General features: G+C 52.0%; 19 protein-coding genes and 5 tRNA genes. 6 read left to right on the forward strand and 18 right to left on the reverse strand.

Translation table 11 applies throughout. The features are described from left to right. Positions 1–9 precede the first annotated feature (9 nt). Genes K1Y77_RS05390 through K1Y77_RS05405 form a run of 4 tightly spaced genes read right to left on the reverse strand, consistent with a single transcriptional unit; the run spans position 10 to position 4742 of the window. Positions 10–1164, reverse strand: a complete 1155-nt coding sequence (locus tag K1Y77_RS05390; RefSeq protein WP_264430719.1) for an ABC transporter permease — start codon at positions 1162–1164, stop codon at positions 10–12. Then, positions 1161–2309: an ABC transporter permease gene (locus tag K1Y77_RS05395; RefSeq protein ID WP_264430720.1), complete on the reverse strand. Its 1149-nt coding sequence runs from the start codon at positions 2307–2309 to the stop codon at positions 1161–1163. Before K1Y77_RS05395 ends, K1Y77_RS05390 begins: the two co-directional genes overlap by 4 nt. Further along, positions 2296–3309 carry an HlyD family secretion protein gene (locus tag K1Y77_RS05400; protein WP_264430722.1) on the reverse strand — a complete coding sequence of 338 codons (1014 nt, stop codon included), beginning with the start codon at positions 3307–3309 and terminating at the stop codon, positions 2296–2298. Before K1Y77_RS05400 ends, K1Y77_RS05395 begins: the two co-directional genes overlap by 14 nt. Continuing rightward, positions 3306–4742 (reverse strand): TolC family protein, encoded by a 1437-nt coding sequence (locus K1Y77_RS05405; RefSeq protein ID WP_156963040.1) that lies wholly within the window; start codon positions 4740–4742, stop codon positions 3306–3308. The genes K1Y77_RS05400 and K1Y77_RS05405 overlap by 4 nt, the downstream gene beginning before the upstream one ends. Before the next feature lie 411 nt (positions 4743–5153). On the opposite strand from K1Y77_RS05405, the gene K1Y77_RS05410 reads away from it, so the two are divergent. Then, positions 5154–6518 carry a metal-dependent hydrolase family protein gene (locus K1Y77_RS05410; protein WP_156963041.1) on the forward strand — a complete coding sequence of 455 codons (1365 nt, stop codon included), beginning with the start codon at positions 5154–5156 and terminating at the stop codon, positions 6516–6518. Between the two features lie 124 nt (positions 6519–6642). Here K1Y77_RS05410 and lnt read toward each other — a convergent pair whose 3' ends face one another. From lnt to miaB, 5 genes are all read right to left on the reverse strand, one after another. Continuing rightward, a complete protein-coding gene (gene lnt / locus K1Y77_RS05415; protein WP_264430725.1) occupies positions 6643–8100 on the reverse strand; it encodes an apolipoprotein N-acyltransferase in 1458 nt (485 codons plus the stop codon). Between the two features lie 37 nt (positions 8101–8137). Next, positions 8138–9034, reverse strand: a complete 897-nt coding sequence (locus tag K1Y77_RS05420; RefSeq protein ID WP_030070226.1) for an HlyC/CorC family transporter — start codon at positions 9032–9034, stop codon at positions 8138–8140. 181 nt (positions 9035–9215) lie between these two features. Then, entirely contained in the window at positions 9216–9677 is a 462-nt protein-coding gene (gene ybeY, locus K1Y77_RS05425) for an rRNA maturation RNase YbeY (RefSeq protein WP_030070227.1), read from the reverse strand. Beyond that, positions 9674–10753 (reverse strand): PhoH family protein, encoded by a 1080-nt coding sequence (locus tag K1Y77_RS05430; RefSeq protein ID WP_030070228.1) that lies wholly within the window; start codon positions 10751–10753, stop codon positions 9674–9676. Before K1Y77_RS05430 ends, ybeY begins: the two co-directional genes overlap by 4 nt. An 86-nt stretch (positions 10754–10839) precedes the next feature. Further along, positions 10840–12183, reverse strand: coding sequence for a tRNA (N6-isopentenyl adenosine(37)-C2)-methylthiotransferase MiaB (gene miaB, locus K1Y77_RS05435; protein ID WP_030070229.1), 1344 nt, complete (start codon positions 12181–12183; stop codon positions 10840–10842). Positions 12184–12377: 194 nt separating this feature from the next. On the opposite strand from miaB, the gene K1Y77_RS05440 reads away from it, so the two are divergent. The 4 genes from K1Y77_RS05440 to K1Y77_RS05455 all read left to right on the forward strand — a co-directional run bounded on the left by K1Y77_RS05440 (position 12378) and on the right by K1Y77_RS05455 (position 13325). After that, positions 12378–12453: transfer RNA gene (locus K1Y77_RS05440), tRNA-Asn, on the forward strand. 68 nt (positions 12454–12521) lie between these two features. After that, positions 12522–12597 (forward strand) — tRNA-Asn (locus K1Y77_RS05445). Positions 12598–12636: 39 nt separating this feature from the next. Then, positions 12637–12712 (forward strand) — tRNA-Asn (locus tag K1Y77_RS05450). A 250-nt stretch (positions 12713–12962) separates the two neighbouring features. Then, the gene (locus tag K1Y77_RS05455; RefSeq protein ID WP_030070230.1) at positions 12963–13325 is read left to right on the forward strand and encodes a metalloregulator ArsR/SmtB family transcription factor; all 363 of its coding nucleotides are present in this window, start codon (positions 12963–12965) and stop codon (positions 13323–13325) included. Positions 13326–13400: 75 nt separating this feature from the next. Here K1Y77_RS05455 and K1Y77_RS05460 read toward each other — a convergent pair whose 3' ends face one another. After that, entirely contained in the window at positions 13401–15500 is a 2100-nt protein-coding gene (locus K1Y77_RS05460; protein ID WP_264430729.1) for a carboxy terminal-processing peptidase, read from the reverse strand. A 138-nt stretch (positions 15501–15638) separates the two neighbouring features. On the opposite strand from K1Y77_RS05460, the gene K1Y77_RS05465 reads away from it, so the two are divergent. Continuing rightward, complete coding sequence (locus K1Y77_RS05465) at positions 15639–16943, forward strand: M18 family aminopeptidase (RefSeq protein WP_264430731.1); 1305 nt, start codon at positions 15639–15641, stop codon at positions 16941–16943. Between the two features lie 79 nt (positions 16944–17022). Here K1Y77_RS05465 and K1Y77_RS05470 read toward each other — a convergent pair. The 8 genes from K1Y77_RS05470 to lolB form a co-directional block, all read right to left on the reverse strand. Continuing rightward, positions 17023–17099 (reverse strand) — tRNA-Met (locus K1Y77_RS05470). Positions 17100–17177: 78 nt separating this feature from the next. Next, the gene (gene ychF, locus K1Y77_RS05475) at positions 17178–18269 is read right to left on the reverse strand and encodes a redox-regulated ATPase YchF (RefSeq protein ID WP_030070233.1); all 1092 of its coding nucleotides are present in this window, start codon (positions 18267–18269) and stop codon (positions 17178–17180) included. A 107-nt stretch (positions 18270–18376) separates the two neighbouring features. After that, positions 18377–18958, reverse strand: a complete 582-nt coding sequence (gene pth, locus K1Y77_RS05480; protein ID WP_030070234.1) for an aminoacyl-tRNA hydrolase — start codon at positions 18956–18958, stop codon at positions 18377–18379. 160 nt (positions 18959–19118) lie between these two features. Then, positions 19119–19760 (reverse strand): 50S ribosomal protein L25/general stress protein Ctc, encoded by a 642-nt coding sequence (locus K1Y77_RS05485; RefSeq protein ID WP_030070235.1) that lies wholly within the window; start codon positions 19758–19760, stop codon positions 19119–19121. 96 nt (positions 19761–19856) lie between these two features. Continuing rightward, on the reverse strand, positions 19857–20798 hold the full coding sequence (locus K1Y77_RS05490) for a ribose-phosphate pyrophosphokinase (protein ID WP_009722639.1): 942 nt from the start codon (positions 20796–20798) through the stop codon (positions 19857–19859). A gap of 58 nt (positions 20799–20856) precedes the next feature. Further along, a tRNA-Gln gene (locus K1Y77_RS05495) sits at positions 20857–20931 on the reverse strand. A 31-nt stretch (positions 20932–20962) separates the two neighbouring features. Continuing rightward, complete coding sequence (ispE, locus tag K1Y77_RS05500; RefSeq protein ID WP_264430734.1) at positions 20963–21823, reverse strand: 4-(cytidine 5'-diphospho)-2-C-methyl-D-erythritol kinase; 861 nt, start codon at positions 21821–21823, stop codon at positions 20963–20965. Positions 21824–21840: 17 nt separating this feature from the next. Next, positions 21841–22494, reverse strand: coding sequence for a lipoprotein insertase outer membrane protein LolB (gene lolB, locus K1Y77_RS05505; protein WP_030070237.1), 654 nt, complete (start codon positions 22492–22494; stop codon positions 21841–21843). Positions 22495–22545 lie beyond the last annotated feature (51 nt).

Below are 22545 nucleotides of genomic sequence, written 5' to 3' on the forward strand. Positions count from 1 at the left end.
ACCACCCTTTCAGCAATGTGACTGCTTGCGTTGGTGCCAAGCGAGCCAGCAAAGCCATCCGCCATACAGAATACATAATCCAATCAGTACGCTAATTTCGCGCCCAATGCTGAGAAGCGGGGCACCCATTTGATTCATCGCTAAAAAACCTTGTATGCCAGGTTTAACTGGAATCAGTAGGGTTAGGATATCTAGCCATTTGGGTAGACTTTCGGCAGGCCAGGCAAAACCAGCGGTAAAGACAATCGGTAGTGACGAAAGAAGAACCAGCACAGTGGGCTGTTCTGGTCGCGGAAGCAGATAACCAAGCCAAATGGCGAATAACGTGGCGCTTATGAAAAATAGCACGCTGAAGGCGAGTAATTCACTAGGCGCAGCCGCATGGGGAACACCATAAAGCTGGAAGAAAAAGCCAAAGTAGAGCATGGCAAATAATAGGTAGATAAGCAGAAAGGTGAAGAGGCGAAGCGGCAGCGCTAATGCGAGCGATGGCGCGGTTTGCCCCAGACGCCTGCGCGCGCGATCTTTGATGGTTACGCTACCTGCGGCAATGAGTAGCGTTTGGTGCAGAATTAATACAAAGACAGCGGGCACAATGTAATTAATGTAGCCCGACGTGGGGTTAAACGCGGGCTTAGTGATGAGCCGCATCGGCATAATTTGTCCAGGAATCTGTGCAGGACTTTCTCCCTTCATTAAGCTACCAACGAGTTGGGTTTGCACACTGAGTGTCGTCGCGGCTGTCAGCAAGCCCTCAACCACATTGCCGTAAATTAGAAAATAGCTGGCGTCCCCAGCAAAAGAGAGGCTGGTTGGGCGTCCTAAATAAATATCACGCTCGAAACCGGAAGGAATAATTAATAGCCCATGAACAGCATCGCTGGCCAGTAAGGCTTCTGCTTCTGCCATGCTGGACGGCTGGGCGGCGACTCGAATTTGAGGGGCTGCATCTGCCATGCGGATAAGTTGCCGGGCCAGATGAGTGTGATCATGATTCACCACCGCCACTGCTTGTTCTCCCGGCACGCTCTTATGATAGGGAAGAGGGTAAAGAACGGCATAAAATAGTAAGCCGCCGACAATTACGAGCAGCACGGCCCGATCAGCAAATATATTCGCAATCTCTACCTGCCACGCTTGCCAACATCGTTGCCAGGCATTCATGAGGACACCTGTTCAGCAGGGTTGATGTTTAATTGTTTTGGCAAGGCATGAATGGCGAAGGGTAAAGGCAGCAGGAACAGCAGCAATATTAATAAGGGCGGTAGCAGAGTAGCCAGCGGTGCCCCATGGTCAGCCACCGCTACCTGGAGTTCAATATAGTGAGTGGAGGGCATTAAGTTGCCCCAGGTTCGCGCCAGTATATTCATATCGCCTCTTGGGAAAGTAATTCCCATAAAGGCAAAGGCTGGTGCTAGATAAGCAGCACATAAGCTTAGCGCGCGGATTTTGTTAGCAACGGTAGCTAGAATCAACGTCGCCATACTTTGAACGGCAATTACCATTAGCGCCATACCAACCATTAGCCAAGCCACGCTGCCCTCTGGTGACCAGCCAAGAAAATAGTAAAACATGCCAAGCAGGATGACGCCTTGCAGCCATAGCAGCAGCGAAATGGGTGTTAGTAGTTGCCAGAGTGAAACACTTCTGGCGGAGAAAGTGGTGGGTAGCGGCGCTTTTTCGAGCCGCCAGCAAAGCGTCAGCAGCGTTGCAACGACGATTACAATTTGCCATAGGGCGGGTGTGATTGTTGTCACCAAGAAACGCGCATAGCTCATTCCCGCGTTATAAAGGGAGGTGATTTGTGGCCGCACAGGGGCCGCCGCTGCTACTGCTTGTGGTAATGCATAGCCTTGACCAAGCCGTAATACAACGCCCGCTTCGGCGGCAAAACTCATGCTTGATTGGGTTAGTGCGGAGGAAATGAATTTTCCGGCTAGCAGGTATTGGCTATTGTAAAAAGCCACGGCCTCAGGGCTGAGAGAAAGACGCAAGTCGCGGCCAAAGTTACGTGGGATGATCAATAGTGCTAAGACTTCACCACGTTGTAGCGCTTCGGCCCCTTCGCTTGCCGAAGGGTAAGGGTGAAGCATATCTAATGCTGGGCTGGCATCTAAATAACGCTGCAGTGAACGAGACTCAGAGGTATGGTCTAAATCGACAACGCCTACGGGAAGTGATCGTGGAGTGCCTGTTTCAAACACGGCAATAAATAGCAGAGCCAGCAGAGGGGGCAGCCATCCTACCAGAGCGAGCAGCCACGGCTGGCTGCGTAGCGCCTGCCAGCCATTCAGTCTAGTCGGTTCCATGCTGGCTACCTGTCAGCGCTTCCTCAGAAGGTAAATCAAGCAATACGCTCATGCCTGCCCTTAGGCCAGGTACTGGCTCAATGGGGTGCATTTCCACTTCAAACGTGCGCATATCAAAGCCACGACCGGGCACCGTGGCACGCCAAGTGGCAAAGTCGCCAAGCGCTGCGATGTGGCTGACTTTAAAGCGTGCCTGATGACCAAGAGAGGGAATATCGAGGTCGATCTCTGTACCTGGCGAAAAGTGCCGTAGCAGATCTTCACGAACATTAAACAGAGCCCATGCTTCGTCTAGGTCGGTGATCATAACCACTGGGAAGCCTTGGGGGACGAGCTCACCTGGGTTTAGTAATACATTACTGACAATGCCCTTATGAGGTGCAATTGCTAGCGAGTCCTCAAGTAGTTCAGTGATTTCATCACGTAGACTAGTCGTTATATCTTCGCCAGCGCGGCTGGCGGTACGTGCTTCTTCACGAGGGCCTGCCTCTGCTAATCTAAGCACCTCTGCGGCGGTTACCCGCGTCTGCTCCGCTACCCGTAGCAGTGTAAAAGCCTCATCAAGCCGTTGACGGGCCACAACGCCTTGTTCGGCTAATACGCGGGTACGTTCATAGGTGGTTCTTGCCATGGTCTCAGCCGCCTGAGCTTTCTGAAATTCGCTGCGTGCTGCGGCTATTTTCTCCTCACGGGTGCCGCCTTCAACCGCCTGCGCCAGTGAGCGGCTAATCGTATCGAGTGCATCGACTTGCGTCAGTTTAGCTTCAAGTTCAGGACTGTCGATTCGAAATACGACATCTCCGGCATTTACACTATCACCGCGGCGAAACTCAATTTCGGCAAGCCGTCCTGGGACTTTTGAAGACACCATATATTGTCGGGCTTCTATCTGGCCCTGTAGGCGAAGAGGAGGCGTGCTATAGGTGCGCCAGAAAACAACAGATACTGCGATGGCGACCCCTGCCAATATGGCCAGGATGAGAAATCTGCGCGTGGTCACGGGATGGGGTCCCCTTCGCTAAGATAAGCAAATAGTGATTCTTGCTGACCTGTAATACTGAGTAATTGGGCAAACGACATGACGAACCGGAAAGCGGCAGCATCACGGCGCGTATGGGTCGTGGATAGAAAGGTTTGGGCATCAATCACATCAAGCGCTCGCCCAATTCCTTCTGAGAAAGCCAGCGTTTGCAGGCGTAGGCTCTCTTCTGCCAGCGCCACTGTACTTGCGAGGTCGCTATACTCTTCAAGCGCTTGATTGGCATCGCGATACTGCTGGTCAAGCAATAGCTCTAGCTTGCGGGAAGCGGCCTGCTGGCGATACCGTAATTCCGATACTGTGCTCACCGCTGCCTGTACCTTGCCACTCCGTCCGCTGCGATCTACCAGTGGCATACTGACACCAACGCCAACCAACCAGTCGGGTGTGAGATCGCTAGCTAACGAGTCATCTTCATAGAGGTTGTAACTGCCAAACATGAAGACATTCGGATGGTAAAGCCCACGGCTTGCATCAACGACGCTTTCCGCCTGAGCCTGTTTATTTGCTAATAATCTAAGGACAGGGTGGTCGGCTAGCCCTGGTTGAAAATGCCCAATCGGTGGCAGCGATGCGAGCGTAAACAGGGGAGATGTAGGCGTAGGGCCTGATGAATGACCGCCAGACCCTGGCGCATTGGAAGGCGTATAGTGAACCAAAGAGGCTAATGCTTGTTGGGCGCTATCACGCTGCTCGCGGATGGCGCGCGTAGTGATACGTGAACGGTCATAGGCTGCTTCAGCGGCTAAGCGCTCCACCCGCGCAATTTGATATTGGTCTTCAAGCGCTTGGGCAGAGTGGTAATGGTGGGCAAGGGTGTTTTCAGCTTGTTGTTGAGTAGTAAGCGCTCGCTCAGCCATTACTAGCCCGTAATAAGCGGTTACTAAATCCATAAAACGGGCTCGGTAAACGTCTTCAAGCAGTAGCGATGCTGCCCTCTCTTCTAATGTTAATAGTTCCCGTGCAGAGCTGATTTTTCCACCTGTATAGAGCGGCCAAAACATCGCTAACGAGCTTCGGGCAACGTTGCGGTTAGTGACCGGTGTACGAAAGGCATTAGGGCCGCCAATAAGATCGACTAATCGCTGGCCTGGCAGGGAGTCAGCGACGCTACTAAGCGGGTTGAGAGCAAGTGCATCCACTTCAATTGGGTTATCTAGGTGGGTATAAGAGCCAATTAGATCTATTTGAGGGAGTAGTAAATTATTGCGGTTAGAAAGAAGCGCAACCGCGCGCTGCTGGGCAGCTTGGCCTGCTGCAACGTCATCGTCTTGGCTGCGGAGTTGTTGCCAAGCATCTTCCAGAGCTAGTGGCTGCGCGTGAACGTGCTGGCTAGGTAACGCTATGGCTACCATAAGTAATGATGCCCATAAAAACATGCTTGAGCTTTTCACAACTCACCACCTCTTTTTATTTATTATAAGGGTTAAACCATAGTTTAGGTGTTAAGTGCAATAAGCCAAAAATGGTTTGTAGATAATTTATTGGGTGGGTGGTTCGTTGTGCCGGCTTTGGAATAATCGTTTTTATATTAGCGAGCTAAATTTTATTGCGGTTTTTCGATAAAGAGACTGTTATGTAATTGCTCGTTAATCAGTTTGGTATATATTAATCACTGCTAACTGATGGTAAGTCGACTTAGAGTAATAAAGTTGCTTGTCCTTTTACTGTTAACCGAGGCTATAGCCATGCCACCTAACGCTCGTTCTTTATTTTCGCCGATGCTGACAGAGCCTCATACGCATCATAGTCATGGTGCTTGTTGCTGTGGGTCTCCGATTTTACAACGCTTCCATGAACGCGTTATGGCAGAAATAACCCGTCGACAAATGATTGGAGGAACGGCGGCGGTGATGGCTCTATTTGCAGGACTGCATGTGCCCTTTGCTGTTGGGCAGCAGCCGAAAGCGCATGATGGGCCGTTACTATTAACGAATTTAAGGCTATTCGATGGGAGCGGTGGCCCACTGCGTGATGGTGTATCAATCAGAGTAGAAAGTGGCCGTATCGACGCTATTCTTGATGGCAGTGGCGAGATAGAAGGTGTTGATGTCATTGATTGTGGCGGTCGTGTACTGATGCCTGGTTTGATTGATGCCCATTGGCACACCACCTTAGCGGCTATCTCCCAAATGGAAGCCATGACCGCTGATATTGGCTACGTGCATTTGGTGGCAGCACGGGAAGCAGAGCGAACCTTAATGCGTGGTGTTACCTCAGTTAGGGACGTGGGTGGGCCATCGTTTGCGTTAAAGCGTGCTATTGATGAAGGCATTGTTAACGGCCCTAGAGTGTTTCCCGCAGGCGCAATGATTTCCCAGACGTCGGGACATGGTGACTTCAGAATGCGTCACGACATTCCACGGGGCAGCACAACACCGCTAAGTGAAGCAGAGCGTCAGGGGGTTGCAGTGATTGCGGATGGCGAAGCTGAAGTGCTCAGACGCACACGTGAGCAGCTAATGCTAGGTGCTTCACAGATCAAACTGATGGCGGGTGGAGGCGTAGCGTCGCTTTATGATCCTTTAGATAGCACCCAATTTACGGAGCGAGAATTACGCGCCGCGGTCGAGGCTGCTGATGATTGGGGCACTTATGTGATGGTGCATGTCTATACGCCGCGAGGTATACAGCGCGCTTTGCGGGCTGGTGTTAAGTCTATTGAGCATGGCCAATTGGCTGATGAAGAATCGGTAAGAATGATGGCTGGGGAGGGCGCGTGGTGGAGCCTACAGCCTTTCCTGCAAGATGAAGATGCCAACGTTTATCCTGATGCGGCACGTCGAGAATCTCAGCGCCAAGTGGCTGAAGGTACTGTTCGCGCCTACGAAATGGCACAGCGGTTTAATGTGAAAACTGCCTGGGGCACTGACATACTCTTTAGCCCTAAAAACACCCCGAACCAACTTCGGCATTTGGCAAAGTTAACGCGCTTTTATGATCCGCTAACAGTGCTGGCAATGGCAACGGGACATAACGGTGATTTATTGTCACTTTCAGGACCGCGTAATCCCTATCCTGGTGTTCTTGGGCGCATTGAGCCAGGAGCCCTAGCTGACCTCCTAGTCGTAGATGGTGATCCAAGCAGTGACCTTGACTTTCTGAATGATCCAGAGAGCAACTTGCGTATGATTATGAAAGGTGGTCGTGTTTATAAGGATCAGCTATAAAAACACCATAGATAATACTTAAAACTTCTGCTTTCTGTTGGAGGAAACTTTAGCTCGCGATAATTTTACTGATGAGTAAGGGCGGCTATGTCGACATCGCTTGCTAAAAGCTTCCTCCTTGTCTTTAACGCCTGCGTATCAAGCCCGGTAACAGTAGTAGGCCAGCGAATAGCCACGCAGGCCAGCTGCCAGTGCGGTTAAACGGTGTTAGCCCTTCCATGGCGTAAAATTCGCCAATGAGGTAGGTGGTTTCAAATTGCGCTGCGCTATCTACTAGCTCGCCACGAGGATTAATAATCGCGGTAATGCCGTTACTGGTAGCGCGCACAACATAGCGACCATTCTCTAGCGCGCGCAGACGGGCCATTTGCAAGTGTTGATGAGGGCCAATGGACGCGCCAAACCAAGTGTCATTAGATACCGTCACAATCACGTCGCTGTCTGCTGCGCGGCGTGCCACCAACTGTGGGTAGATAATCTCATAACAAATAGCGTTGCCAATCGTGACGCCAGCTGCCTGCATTGGCGTTTGTTCGGAGGCGCCTTTAGAAAAACTCGACATCGGTAGATCGAAGAAGTCGATAGCGCCACGCAACACGCTTTCAAGCGGCAGGTATTCACCAAACGGCACTAGGTGCTCTTTTTGGTAGCTGCCCTCGACGTTGCCAACACCAATTACGCTATTGAAATAACGGTCGTCTTCATCAAGTTGGACAATGCCGGTTAATAGCGCGGTGCTGGGCGGTAAGCTGGCTTGTACGCGTTCCAACACCGGGCGAGCTTGGTTATCTATCATTGGCAGAGCGGTTTCGGGCCATAAAATAAGATCTGCCTCATCAGCGACGCGGCGGGTTAAATCGCTGTATGTATTTGCTGCTACGCGCTGGCCTTCAGGGGTCCACTTTAATAGCTGGGGCAAATTACCTTGAAGTAGCGCAACGCGGGTAGGCTCGCGCGCTGGCGTTGTCCAAAGTGTTGGCAGTGCCAAAGGGAGCAGCCAAATGACGGCTAATGGTAGTGCTGCCCACCATTGGCGTCGTAGCAGTTCAGCGCCTAAGGTGCCAGTGAGCACGACCAGTAGAGAAAGCAGGTAAACGCCGCCTACTGGTGCCCAGTTGGCGAGTGGCGAGTCAACATAGCTGGAACCGACCAGCAGCCAAGGAAAGCCGGTAAACAGGTAAGTGCGCAGCACTTCGCCCAGCACCCAAGCACCCACGAAGGTGAGAAAGGCCAAGCGCGGGCTACAAAAACGTCGATAAAGCCAAAAAGTGCCAGCGAAAAAGAGCGCCAATACCGTGACAAACAGAGCGGTGAGGAAGACAGCGAGAGGAACACCAGTGTAGCCATAATCATGGATGGATACATATACCCAAGATGTGCCGCTGGCGAATAGCGCTATGCCGTATAGCCAGCCTTTTAGCGCCGCTTGCGAAGGAGTTAATGAATGCAAACCAGCATAAAGAAGCCCGATGGCGACTGGGCCTAGCCACCATAATTCAAATGGTGAAGCGGTAAGCGTGGTAAAACCGCCGGCTACGAGTGCAGCCAGCAGTTGAAGTGCAAAGGTGGGCGTCAACCCCATGGTGATATCCTATCAGCAGGTTGAAGTAGTCAGTTGGCTAGCTGTCGTCGTTATCATCGCCATCGGTGGCCTTATTGCTCTCATCGTCGCGATAAGCTTCCAACAATCGAATACGCCGATTATCAGCATTAAGGATGATGAAGCGCCAGCCACCTAAACTCGTATGTTCACCACGTCCGGGTAAGTGACCAAACTGTTGCATCACAAGGCCGCCCACAGTATCGAATTCATCATCAGAAAATTCGGTACCGAAGCGCTCGTTGAAGTCCTCAATCGGGGTAAGAGCACGAATCGCAAAGTGGCCGTTTTCCAGCGTGCGAATATCGTCCTCTTCATCGGTATCATGTTCATCTTCGATATCCCCAACAATCTGTTCCAGAATATCTTCAATGGTAATAATACCGGCTGTGCCGCCGTACTCATCTACCACAATTGCCATGTGGTTATGGGTATCACGGAACTCCTTCAGCAAGCTGTTTAAGCGTTTGGACTCTGGAATAAACATTGCTGGACGCAGTACGTCTTCTAGCTTAAAGGCATCGCGGCTTTCTTGCGTTTGCGAGAGCAGGGGGAGCAGGTCTTTAACAAGTAGGATGCCTTTTACATCGTCAAGGTTTTCGCCAATGACCGGGTAGCGGGAGTGCCCTGTTTCCTGAATTAATGGCAGGTAGCCATCGCTGGTTTGATCAAGGGTAATGGCTGAGACTTGTGAACGTGGGATCAATATTTCACGCACCTGTTGGTCACTGATTTCAAGCGCACCTTCGATAATCATAATGGCGTCTTGATCGAGCTTCAGTTTCCCTGCGGTGTGGCGTAAAAATGTCATCAGCTCATCGCGCGAGCTAGGTTCGTCACTGTCTCCGGAAAGGGCGCCAAAGAGTTTCTCGAGCCAGGATTTTTGATTTGAGTTGCTCGATCGGTCTTCGCTCATTGCGTCTAATCTCTCTATTACGTGCGAACAGTTATATGCAAATCGTTGTGTGCAAACAGTACGTCAATGCAGCACTTAAAAATAGCTATGTGAAGATGGCAGCGACTAAACAGTCTGTCGTTTTATCACTGAGTGAAGGGTTACACCACCCTAAAAGCAATTTATCGGCCAGGGTAACAGCTTACTCATGATAAGGATCAGGAATATCGAGAGTAGCTAGAAGCTCACGCTCTAATTGCTCCATTTCTTCTGCTTCCTGCTCTTCAATATGGTCATAGCCCATTAAGTGCAGCGTGCCGTGTACCACCATGTGCGCGTAATGATGTTCAATAGGCTTCTGCTGCTCGCTGGCCTCATGGGCAACAACGGCATGGCAAATAATCAAGTCGCCCAGTAATGGTAAAGAGACACCGGGTGGGTTCTCAAAAGGAAATGAGAGCACGTTGGTTGATTTATCTTTACCACGGTAATCTCTGTTGAGAGCTTGGCTTTCTGCTTCATCCACAAAGCGAATTGTCAGTTCTAGACGCTCGTCATCAGGATGTCGTGAAAAGACACAGCCCACCCAGTGGGTGAGCTGTTCTAAGGAAGGAAGTAGCGGTTCGTTGATGGCCGCCTGGCGATCAATCACGATGTCACTCATCGTGGTGCCTCTCCTGCGCGTTCAAGCGCTTGCATGCGGGCCTCACGCTCCTGCTGGCGCGCTTCACGCCGAGCGCGTTCCTGCACTTCCTGCTCCGATTCAAACTCATCATAGGCTTCGATGATGCGCTGAACCAGCGGGTGACGCACGACGTCTTTTGCAGCAAAGTGAGTGACGCCGATGCCAGGGGTTTCTTTAAGAACATCCAGCACCTGCGAAAGACCAGAGCGCTGTCCGCGTGGAAGGTCCACTTGGGTAATATCGCCGGTGATCACCGCCGTTGAGCCAAAGCCAATTCGCGTCAGGAACATCTTCATCTGCTCCGGCGTGGTGTTTTGGCTTTCATCCAAAATGATGTAAGAGTTATTCAGCGTACGCCCACGCATATAGGCGAGCGGGGCAATCTCGATTACTTGGCGCTCAATGAGTTTGGCGACCTGCTCAAAACCGATCATCTCGTACAGTGCGTCGTAAAGCGGGCGCAGGTAAGGGTCAATTTTTTGGGCAAGGTCGCCGGGTAAGAAGCCAAGCTTTTCACCGGCTTCTACCGCTGGGCGTACCAACAGAATACGTCGCACTTCCTGTTGATTTAGCGCTTCTACCGCCGCGGCAACCGCCAAGTACGTTTTGCCCGTACCCGCAGGCCCAATACCGAAATTGATATCGTGTTCGCGAATGCTTTGTACGTAGCGCTGCTGATTAAGACCACGGGGCTTAATCATTGTGCGCGGAGTACGCATGATCACGTCGTCGCTGCTGCCTTCGCTATCATCATCTTCTTCTAGCGCTTCTAAGCCAGATTCCTGAAGGAATAAGTGAACCGTGTCTGCGTCAAGCTCTTCTGCCGCTGTTTCACGGTAAAGATGCTCAAGCACATTGGCGGCAGCTTTGATGCGGTTAGCGGCCCCGGCCAGCTGAAACACATTGCCGCGATTGCGCAAGGTCACGTCCAGGCGGCTTTCAATCAGCTTTAGGTGCTCGTCCTGCTGGCCGCACAGGCTAGCTAGTCGCTGCGGGTCATTGGGTTCAAGGCTTAGTGTGATAATGCGATTGGCCTGAGGTGATGGCTGGCTCAAGAGTAAAAAACCCGTTAGTTGATGTGTGTGAGACTCAGCTTACTGCCCCGGCCTCGCCGGGGCAATTACCTAGGATAAGCGAGCAGTTAATAACGCTCGGGAGAAGCGAGTTCGCCACGCAACGAGTTGGGCAGCGCTTCGGTGATCTCCACGTCAACAAAGTAGCCGATCAGCTCTGTAGGGTTGGCTGCACGGAAGTTAACCACACGGTTATTTTCGGTGCGCCCTGAAAGTTGGCCGGGGTCTCTCGGTGAGAAACCGGATACCAAAACGCGCTGAGTAGTGCCTACCATGCGTCGGCTGATCTGCGCTGCTTGTTGAAGAATTCGCTCCTGCAAAATGGCAAGCCGCTGTTTTTTGACACTTTCTGGCGTTTCGTCCGGTAGGCCAGACGCTGGCGTGCCTGGGCGTGCCGAGTAAACAAAGCTGAACGAGTGATCAAAGCCAATGCGATGAATCAGGTCCATCGTTGCTTCGAAATCCTCTTCCGTCTCGCCAGGGAAGCCGATGATAAAGTCAGAAGAGAAGCTAATGTCCGGGCGATTGGCACGAATACGCTCCATCTTCTCGATATACTCTTCAGCGGTATGGCCACGCTTCATGGCACTTAAAATACGATCAGAGCCAGATTGTACCGGTAGATGTAAATGGCTCACCAACTCCGGGATATCGGCAAAGGCGTCTACGAGACTATCGGTGAACTCGACCGGATGAGAGGTCGTAAACCTGACGCGATCAATGCCATCCACTGCGGCAACGCAGGCGATCAGCTCTGCGAGGTCGATCTCATCGCCATCGTCGTTTTCACCACGGTAAGCGTTCACGTTTTGACCAAGTAGGTTAATTTCTCGCACCCCTTGATCGGCCAAGTGAATCACTTCATCAATAACTGATTCAAAGGGGCGGGAGACTTCTTCACCGCGGGTATAAGGCACGACACAGAATGTGCAGTATTTCGAGCAGCCTTCCATGACAGAAACGAAGGCGGTTGCGCCATCAGATTTTGGCTGCGGCAGGTGATCGAACTTTTCGATTTCTGGAAAAGTGACATCGACCGCAGCAATCTGATTGTTATTGCGTGCGTCCAACATTTTTGGCACGCGGTGAAGCGTTTGTGGGCCAAAAATCATATCGACAAAAGGCGCGCGCTTACGTAGCGCTTCACCTTCTTGGCTTGCTACACAGCCGCCAACACCAATCACGAGGTCTGGATTGGCGTCTTTGAGCTTTTTCCAGCGACCCAATTGATGAAATACCTTGTCCTGCGCTTTTTCGCGAATAGAACAAGTATTTAACAAGATAACGTCAGCTTCTTTTTCGTTATCAGTCAATTCCAGCTGGTGAGATTCGCCGAGCAGATCTGCCATACGCGAGGAGTCGTACTCGTTCATTTGGCAGCCGTGCGTTTTGATAAAGAGCTTCTTCGCCATCGGTACCTGTCATCTATGAGTCGTCGGGGGACGAGGGATGAATGAAAACATGGGTGCAGCTTAGCGCAGTGTAACGCGTCGCCGTTGAATGACCGCATTATACGGATACAAGAAACCTGGGGCTAGCGTTCACCTATAATCGATACTTGACCCGAGCGTTTCTATCAGTATACTACGCACCGTGTTTGAGCAGTTCCTCGATAGCTCAGTTGGTAGAGCAAATGACTGTTAATCATTGGGTCGCAGGTTCGAGTCCTGCTCGAGGAGCCAACATACTGAAGCAGGTTTTATTCTGATTTCAGTGGCTCCGCTCTAAACACAGCAGCAAATTATAATGTTCCTCGATAGCTCAGTTGGTAGAGCAAATGACTGTTAATCATTGGGTCGCAGGTTCGAGTCCTGCTCGAGGAGCCAAATTGCTGTTCTGCTGTCACTGCCGTTTGCGGTAAACGTTCCCCGATAGCTCAGTTGGTAGAGCAAATGACTGTTAATCATTGGGTCGCAGGTTCGAGTCCTGCTCGGGGAGCCATTTAGTTTTTCTATTCTCTTTATTCCCTCTATTTATCTTCCGTATGCTTCGCTTATTGCATAAGATTTCTCGCGAAATTTATAGTTGAAGTCTTACAGCTGAAGTCGACAGCCTCATCTTTTTGTTATCCGTTGATAATACCTTGTAGGTGATAATACTCAGTGTGCCATGGCATTTTGGGTGATTTTTTGTGCCTAACGGTTAGAGGCATATAGACTGTGTCGGATACTTACTATTTGGGAAGGTGCCCGTGGGAAAAGCTGCCAGTTTGCATGCGCTACAGGTCTTTAAGTGTCTAAGCGACGAAACGCGTTTAATGCTGGTGCTCTTGGTTGCGAAAGAGCAATCGCTGTGTGTGTGCGAAATGACCTATGCGCTGGAAGAGTCGCAGCCTAAAGTATCGCGTCATTTAGCCCAGCTTCGCCAATGTGGGTTGCTTGTCGATCAGCGGGAAGGGCAGTGGGTTTACTATCGTTTGTCGCCTAGGCTGCCTGGGTGGGCGCAGGCTATTATTGACGCTGGTGCTGAAGGCAGTGCTACGCGCCTTCAGGCGTTAGTTCTGCGGCTAGCTAAAATGGGCGACCGACCGGCGCGGCGAGCTGCATTGTGCTAATTGTTAGCCAATAAAAAAACGCCGACCCAAAAGTCGGCGTTTTTAGTAATGACAGCTTAGCGCTTAGCCGTTCGCTTAACGTTTAGCCATCCGCTGTGTGCCTTGAAGATGGGCATAGTCGAGTAAGATTTCAGCAGCTTCTAGCACATGGGCGCGATCAGCTGGCATATCTTCCTCTTTATCATCTTCGTTAGCCTCGTCTGCTTCGCTACCCTCGGACTGAGAGTTATCGCCGCGGGCATCCATCCACTCTTCTAGCTCAGGTAAGTTTAAAGCGCGGCGGCGTTGGTTTTCGAGAGAAAGCTGCTCTGCTTCTTGAGCTTCCAGCTCTCGTTGACGCTGATCGCGGTTCAAGCTAACGCTGGTGTGCTGTTCGCGTAGCTGTCGGGCTAAGGCAGACTGGCGCTCTAGGTAGCGAAAGTTAGGGTTCTCCTTGGCGCGCTCTTCGTGTTGGGAGGAGAGTGCGGCTAGCGCGTTCTCAGGAGAGCCATAGCGGCGGTACTGAACGTTCTGCACGGTGTCCCAAGCAAGGGCGTTATCGAGGCTGCTTTCGCCGATGCGTTCAGGGTCGATCAGGCTAGGGAAAATAATATCTGGCTCAACGCCGCGGTTTTGGGTGCTGTCACCCGAAATACGGTAGAACTTAGCGCGGGTCAGTTTGATTTGACCATGGCTAAGATCGTTCAGCGTTTGCACGGTGCCTTTGCCAAAGGTAGGGGTGCCAACCACAATGCCGCGGCCATAGTCTTGAATAGCGCCTGCAAAGATTTCTGATGCTGAGGCAGAGAGGCGGTTGACCAGTACGGTCAGTGGCCCATCATAAACTGTGCCTGCTTCAGTGTCGCCATAGAGCTGGATGCGCCCTTGGGCGTCGCGAACCTGGACGGTGGGGCCGCGATCAATAAATAGGCCGATGAGTGAATTGGCTTCTTGCAGTGCGCCACCACCATTGTTGCGTAGATCCAGAACGATACCTTCCACGCCTTCTTTCTTGAGATTTTCAATTTCTCTAGCAACATCTCGGGTGGTGCTGCGGTACTCATCTTCGCCTGCCTGCCAGGCATCGAAGTCAACGTAAAACGTTGGAATATCAATCACCCCGATACGATGAGGTTTTCCGTCTCGCTCAATATTAATCACCTCGCTGCTGGCTGCCTGATCTTCTAGACTAACCGTATCGCGGGTTATCTCGACGATTTGTGAGCGAGTCATGTCTACAGCTTGAGCCGGCACCACATCTAGGCGAACAACAGAGCCTTTCGGGCCGCGAATCAGGTCAACGACGTTGTCTAGGCGCATTCCTACTACGTTGACCATTTCACCGTCTTCTTGGCCTACAGCGATAATGCGATCGGCAGGTTCAAGCACGCCGGCACGGTCAGCTGGCCCGCCGGGAACTAAGCTAGAAACTTTGACGTACTCACTGTCGGCTTGAAGCAGTGCGCCGATACCCTCAAGTGAAAGGCTCATTTGAATATCAAATGATTCACTTTGGCGAGGGGAGAGGTAGCCAGTGTGAGGGTCGATAGTGCTAGAGACGGCTGCCATAATTAGTCCGAACACGTCTTCAGACTCTGATTGGCGCAGACGGGAAAGTTGACCTTCGTAGCGCTGGCGCAGATTGTCTTCGATCTGCTCGTCATCTTGGTCAGTCAGGGCAAGTGTTAGCGCATCGTTTTTAAGCCGTTTGCGCCACAGTTCGTCCAATTCACTTTCCCGAGTTGCCCATGGGGCCTCTTCGCGATCGACCTCTAAGCGTTCGTCGCTATCGAACTCGAATGAAAGTCCTTCATCAAGACGTTCTAGTAACCACTCAAGGCGTGCGGTATGGCGTTCGCTTAGGCGATTATAAAGTGCAAACGCATCGTCAAGGTCGCCATCGAACAGCGCTTGCGCCATATCGCGCTCTAAATGGCGATAAGGCTCTATATCGCGGTGCAATAGGTAGGAGCGCTGGCCGTCCAGAATATCTAGATAGCGTTGGAAAGCTTCCGCTGACCACTGCTCGTCGAAGTTAATATCGGCATAATGCCCGTAGCGAAGTGAATCAGCTATTTCCACTGCCGCTTGGCGTTGTTCGTCGGTCGGCTCAAGTTGCGCCAGCGCTGCTGGGCTGGCAACTGCCAGCATCACAGCAAAGGCGACCGAGCGCGAAAGCGTTGCAAACAAGCTCATCAGTCAAGCTCTCCCGGATTTGTGTACACTCATTCTTCCCTAGACCCGCAGATAGCCTATGAGTTGCGTAGGCCGAGGGAGCATTGTAGCAGGTCATTTACCCTGTGATACTCAATCATTACTGTTATGAGGATTTCTATGTCCGAAGCTTTCAACGCGGATCGTGTAACGCGGCTATGTGATTTTCTGCACCAGTCGCCCACGCCATGGCATGCGACACGCTGCATGGCGGAGCGTTTGGAGCAGGCGGGCTTTATGCGCCTTGAAGAGACGGCAAGCTGGCAGCTTGAGCCAGGTAAGCGCTATTACGTGACACGCAATGATTCGTCACTCATTGCCTTTCAACTGCCGGCTAAAACGTTAACCAGCCTGCGTATGTTAGGTGCTCATACGGATAGCCCGGGGCTACGATTAAAGCCCAATGCTACTCAATACGCAGCAGGCTGGTTACAGTTTGGGGTGCAGGTGTATGGGGGGGTGCTATTGGCCCCTTGGTTTGATCGTGACCTGGGATTGGCAGGTCGCGTGCATGTGCGCCATGCCGATGGTCGTTTAGAAAGCGTGCTACTAAACGTCAATCGGCCGATTGCTATAGTGCCTAGTCTGGCGATTCATCTAGACCGTGACGTGAATGCTGGTCGGGAGATTAACCCGCAAACGCAAATGTCGCCCGTCGTGATGCAGAGCGACAGTGCACAGCTAAGCGACGTGTTGGCTGAGTGGTTAGAAGAGCAGCACGGCTTGCGCGCTGTGGAGGTGGTCGACTTTGAGCTGGGATTTTACGATGTACAACCGCCATCGTTGGTAGGTCTACGTCAGGAGTTGGTTGCTAGTGCGCGGCTAGACAATCTGTTGTCATGCTTTGTCGGCCTTGAAGCACTGCTAGCCTGCGATGCGAGCCAAGGTGCCTTGCTAGTCGCCAATGATCATGAGGAAGTAGGTAGTGCCAGCGCCTGTGGTGCGCAGGGGCCATTTTTGGGCGATGTGCTGAAACGTTTGAATGTTCAGGTGGGTGGCGCTACTGAAGAGTCGCTGATTCAGTTGATTCAATCGTCGCTTATGATTTCCTGTGATAATGCTCACGCGTTACACCCTAATTTCCAGGATAAACACGATGAGCGTCATGGTCCTGCGATTAATGGTGGCCCGGTTATTAAGGTGAATGCCAATCAGCGCTATGCCACTAATAGTGTGACGGGGGCGCTGTTTCGAGATGTATGCCGCGAGGCAGAGGTTCCCGTGCAGTCGTTTGTTACTCGTGCAGACATGGGCTGTGGTAGCACTATTGGGCCGATTACTGCTACTGAGGTGGGCGTGCCGACAATTGATGTGGGCCTCCCTCAGTGGGCAATGCATTCTGTGCGTGAAACAGCAGGTACCCGAGACGTGGATTATTTGACTCGGGCGTTGACGGTGTTTTTGAACCGTGCTGAGTTGCGCTGAGCATGGCTGCTTACTAACAAAAAAGGCCCGTTAACGAAAAAGGCCCGCTGACTGTGTCAGCGGGCCTTTAATATTCGTGTGGTGGCTACGCCCTGATTTGAACAGGGGACCCCATCATTATGAGTGATGTGCTCTAACCAGCTGAGCTACGTAGCCATTCAACGGGGGCGAATATTACTCAGTGACTCGCCACCCGTCAAGTGTTTCTTTCGTTTGTGTCAAACGATTGCTTAATCAGACGTTAAAACGGAAGTGGATAACATCGCCATCTTTCACGATGTAATCCTTGCCTTCTAAGCGCCATTTGCCTGCGTCTTTAGCCCCTTGTTCGCCATTGAGTGAGACAAAGTCTTCGTAAGCAATCACCTCGGCGCGGATAAAACCTTTCTGGAAATCGGTGTGAATTACGCCTGCCGCTTCTGGTGCGCTGGCGCCTTCTTTTACTGTCCAAGCGCGGACTTCTTTAACACCCGCGGTGAAATATGTCTGTAGACCAAGCAGGGCATAGCCTGCGCGAATGACGCGATCAAGCCCTGGCTCTTCCATACCCATTTCAGCGAGGAACATGCTGCGTTCTTCGTCATCCAGCTCGGCAATTTCAGCTTCTAGCTGGTTACATACCGGCACGACGGCGGCACCTTCTTCTGCCGCAATCTCGTTTACGATGTCCAGGTAAGGGTTGTTTTCAAAGCCGTCTTCATTAACGTTGGCAATGTACATGGTGGGCTTGAGCGTTAAGAAGCCGAAGCTCTTGATCTGGCGCTTCTCGTCTTCATCAAGACCAAAGCTGCGCAGCGGCATCCCTTCAGCGAGGTGTGGCTGGATACGGTCAAGAATTGCCTTGGTAGCAGTGGCGTCTTTGTCGCCGCCTTTCACTGAGCGAACAAGACGTTGGCTGGCCTTTTCGACAGTATCCAGGTCGGCAAGCGCCAATTCCAGGTTGATCGTTTCAATATCCGCCCGTGGGTCTACCTGGTTGGCAACGTGGATTACGTTGTCGTTATCAAAGCAGCGCACCACATGGGCGATCGCCTGGGTTTCGCGAATATTGGCCAAGAATTTGTTGCCCAAACCTTCGCCTTTGGAGGCGCCTGCAACCAAGCCTGCGATATCGACAAATTCCATTGTTGTCGGCAGCACTTTTTGCGGCTTAACAATCTCTGCAAGTTTATCAAGACGCGGGTCAGGCATCGGTACAATGCCTACATTCGGCTCAATGGTGCAGAACGGGAAGTTTTCTGCATCAATACCAGATTTTGTTAGCGCATTAAAAAGTGTGGATTTGCCTACATTAGGTAGGCCGACGATACCGCAGTTAAAACCCATAAATTACTTCCTGGCCGCTAGGGCAGCGCAACAAGGGAAGCGCCTGCCAATATTGAAAAAGGGCGTGCTAGAACGCCTGATTTTAAGGTTGCTTATAAAGTGTGCTGCTATTTTACGCTATGAAGGCGGTTCATGGCTTTAGCCCAGTCGCCAGAGAGTACAAGTGGCAACGTGGCCTGACACTCATCCAAGGCGCTTTCAATGGCTTCCCGTTCAGCTTTGCCGGGTCGGCCAAGCACATAGTTAACGACCTGATGTGCTTCACCAGGGTGGCCAATGCCAATTCTTGCCCGATGAAACTGTTTCTGGTTGCCTAACGCGCTAATAATGTCTCGCAGGCCGTTATGGCCGCCATGGCCACCGCCGGTCTTGTAGCGTGCCTGTCCTGGCGGAAGGTCTAGCTCATCATGAGCGACCAGTAAATTGTCAGGCGTTAGTTTAAAAAACTGTGTGAGCGCTGCGACGGCAGCGCCGCTGCGATTCATAAACGTAGTGGGGTTGAGAAGGTGCAGTTCATGGTCGCCAACCCGCGCTTTGGCGTATAGGCCCAAAAACTTCTTTTCCGGACGAAGCTCTGTATGTGCGCTGCGTGCAATAGCATCTACCAGCCAGAAGCCTGCATTATGGCGAGTTGCATCGTATTCTGCACCGGGGTTGCCCAGGCCAATAATGGCCGTTACCTGGCTCATTGTCCCACCTCATAAAAAATTTCTAGACGAAATTTTCGACGTATGTCTGACTGAAAAAAAAAATCAAGCGCCGAAGCGCTTGATTTTATCATCCCTGGGCCATGCAGGCATGGCCCAGACGGTGCTGAAAAGCATCAGCTAGCAACACCGTGACTAACGCTTACTCAGCGCTTGGCTCTTCTTCGCCTTCGCCTTCGCTATCTTCGTCATCACCACCACGTACTTTCACTTTGGTGATGCTCAGAACAGCGTTGTCATGCTCTTCACCATGAGACAGGTCAACAGACGTAACGCCTGCTGGCAAGGTCAGGTCAGATAGGTGAAGGGTAGTGCCTAGCTCGACGTTGCTGATGTCAACTTCCAGGTAGTCCGGAAGATCTTTCGGCAAGCAGCTGATCGCGACTTCGTTGGCCAGGGTATGCAGTTCGCCACCTTGATCTTTGATACCAACACACTTCTCTTCACCAATGACGTGCAGCGGCACGTTGATGGTGATTTCGTGAGTGGCGTCAACACGCAAGAAGTCAGCGTGAGTTAGCAACGGCTTGAAGGGGTGGCGCTGTAGGTCACGAACAACCACTTGCTCTTCAGTACCGTCGATGACCAGTTTGATCACCGAAGAGAAGAAGGACTCGTCTTCAATCGCTTTGTAGAAAGCAGTTTTTTCTACAGAGATAGACTGAGCGCCTTTCTCACCGCCATAAACAACGGCCGGTACTTGTTGGTTCGCACGACGCAGGCGGCGGCTCGCACCTTTCCCCAGGTCGTTACGAACGCTGGCTTTTAGGATAAAATCAGACATTTAATTTGCCTCTTGGTTTAAGTAAGGAAACGCCGCCGTCCGCGACCAGACGACGACGTCTCCAGGGCCCCAGTAGGGGGCTATGACGTTAGGCGATTAATGGAACATCGCGCTAACGGATTCTTCGTTGCTGACCCGGCGAATAGCTTCCGCAATGAGTCCAGCAACGCTCAGCTGGCGAATTTTTCCGCTACGACGGGCAGTGTCGGAAAGCGGAATGGTGTCGGTCACGACAACCTCGTCCAGCACCGAGTTGGTAATATTGTCGACTGCAGGGCCAGACAATATCGGGTGTGTTGCATAAGCGACAACGCGTGCTGCGCCGTGATCTTTCAGCGCTTCGCCAGCTTTGCAGAGCGTGCCAGCGGTATCAATCATGTCATCAACAACCACACAGGTGCGGCCTTCGATTTCACCGATGATGTGCATCACCTGGGCCTGATTGGCCTGGGGGCGACGCTTATCAATAATGGCAAGATCAGCGTTGAGTTGTTTGGCGATAGCTCGGGCGCGCACAACGCCGCCTACATCAGGGGAAACGACAACAAGGTCGTCATAGTTCTGACGCTCAATGTCATCCAGCAAGATGGGCGAGCCGTAAACGTTATCAACCGGCACGTCGAAGAAACCTTGAATTTGGTCAGCGTGTAGGTCCATCGTCATGACGCGATCAACGCCTGCCTTTACCATCATATCAGCGACTACTTTTGCTGAGATGGGAACGCGAGCAGAGCGGACACGACGATCCTGGCGTGCATAGCCAAAATAGGGAACGACTGCCGTAATACGGGCAGCTGAGGCGCGACGCAGGGCGTCCACCATCAGAATCAGTTCCATCAGGTTATCGTTCGTGGGGGCACAGGTGGATTGCAGGATGAATACATCCTTACCACGCACGTTCTCATTGATCTCGACCGCGATTTCGCCGTCGCTAAATTGACCGACCGTAGCATTACCCATACGGCTGTCTAAGCTCTCGGCAATCTTTTGAGCGAGTTCGGGATTGGCATTCCCGGTGAAAACCATCAATTTTGACACGCGCAGCCACCTTTGCAGTGTTGGGGATCAGGGGAGAAAACGCAGATCATAATTAGGTTGGCTGGGGTACCAGGATTCGAACCTGGGAATGCCGATACCAAAAACCGGTGCCTTACCACTTGGCGATACCCCAGCAATAAACCTAATGCGATGACCGGGCGCTTTCAGCGGCCCAGAGCATCTTGTAGGGGAGAGGTGTTGAGTCCGCGCGCTACCCATGAATGCCAATGTTGACTTGCCATATGTGCGACGGTTTGCGCGGCTTGTTGTGAATCAAAAGCCGCAAACAAACAGGCGCCGGTACCGGTCAACCGACTAGGTGCATGCTGCGTGAGCCAGTCTAGTGCTTCCGCAATTGGCGGATAGCGTTTTCTGACGATAGCTTCGCAGTCGTTACGCCACTCCGGCGCTCCCCCCTGCAGTGCGCGCGCCATAGTAATGGGGAGGCTGTCGCGTGTCAATTCTGGGTCTTGGAAGATTGCAGGTGTTGAGACGCTAACAGCTGGATGGATTACTACAAACCAGGGCATATCTAGTGTGACAGGAGTAAGCTTTTCGCCAACCCCTTCCGCCCAAGCGCTATGGCCGTGAATAAACACCGGGACGTCGGCACCTAGCGTCAACCCCAGCTCCGCAAGTGTTTCTTTACTTAGCCCGAGCTGCCACAGATGATTTAACCCGACTAAGGTAGTCGCTGCGTTGGAGCTTCCACCACCAAGGCCGCCTCCCATCGGTAGCTTTTTTTCAATGGCAACAGAGACTCCTTGCTGAACGCCACTTGCCTGTTGCAGTAATTGTGCTGCTCGTACAATTAAATTATCGTCATGGGCAACGCCACTAAGCGCATTTGAAAGCGTAATCACGCTGTCAGCGCGTGGCGTGAAGGTAAGGTAATCGCATAAATCGATAAACTGAAAAAGCGTTTGCAGCTCGTGGTAGCCGTCTTGGCGACGGCCCACGATACGTAGCATACGGTTTAGCTTAGCGGGCGCAGGCAGGGTCAGCGACGAGATTTTTGCAGACATATGATCTCTCTGCTGGCCTAGTTATCCTGGTCAGTGGACTGCCACTGATTTACGACTAACGTAATCCGTAGGTCGCCGTAGTTCATTACTAGTCGACGAGGTAGCCATATGCCCTCTACTTGCTCCCAGTCACGGTAATCAATCTCCCAGCCGTCTTGCTGCAAGTGATTAGGGAAGCCGAGTTCGTCTGTTTCCAACTGATAGCTGGCGTGCTTGCCTGGCAGGCCGCGTACCCAATCAGGCATAGCGCGAACTGGCAGTGCCCAGCCGAGTTGCTCTTCCATTAATGCTTCCGGCGTTTCTGCTTCAAAGCGGCCATCACTAGTGGTTAGCGAAAAACGTCCTTCGCGTCCTTCGAGTACACTGCGTCCGCCGCCGAAGGGGCCACTGATCAGCATGCGGAAATAGTGAGGATGTTGATTCCAATCGAGGTTAGCACTGGTGTTTTCCTGGGGGGTGCGGAGCCCTGCTTTGCCCACCAGTGTCCAGGTGTCGAAGGCTTCAACGTCTGGCTGTTGGCGTTCCCATTGCCCAGCCTGGCGTCCGCCATCATCTACAGGCGCTTGAGTGGCGCAGCCTGCAAGCGCAAACAGAGCAATACTGGCCATTAGCAAACGGGTTGAGCGACGGTATATGGCTAAGCGGCTCGCGGGCAGAGAATTGATCAACATAAACTGGCTCCATGTCAGTACTGCGTAAACTGTCTTTATATAAGAATGTCG

Origin of the sequence: Halomonas qaidamensis (genome assembly GCF_025917315.1) — a bacterium.
GTDB classification, from domain to species: domain Bacteria; phylum Pseudomonadota; class Gammaproteobacteria; order Pseudomonadales; family Halomonadaceae; genus Vreelandella; species Vreelandella qaidamensis.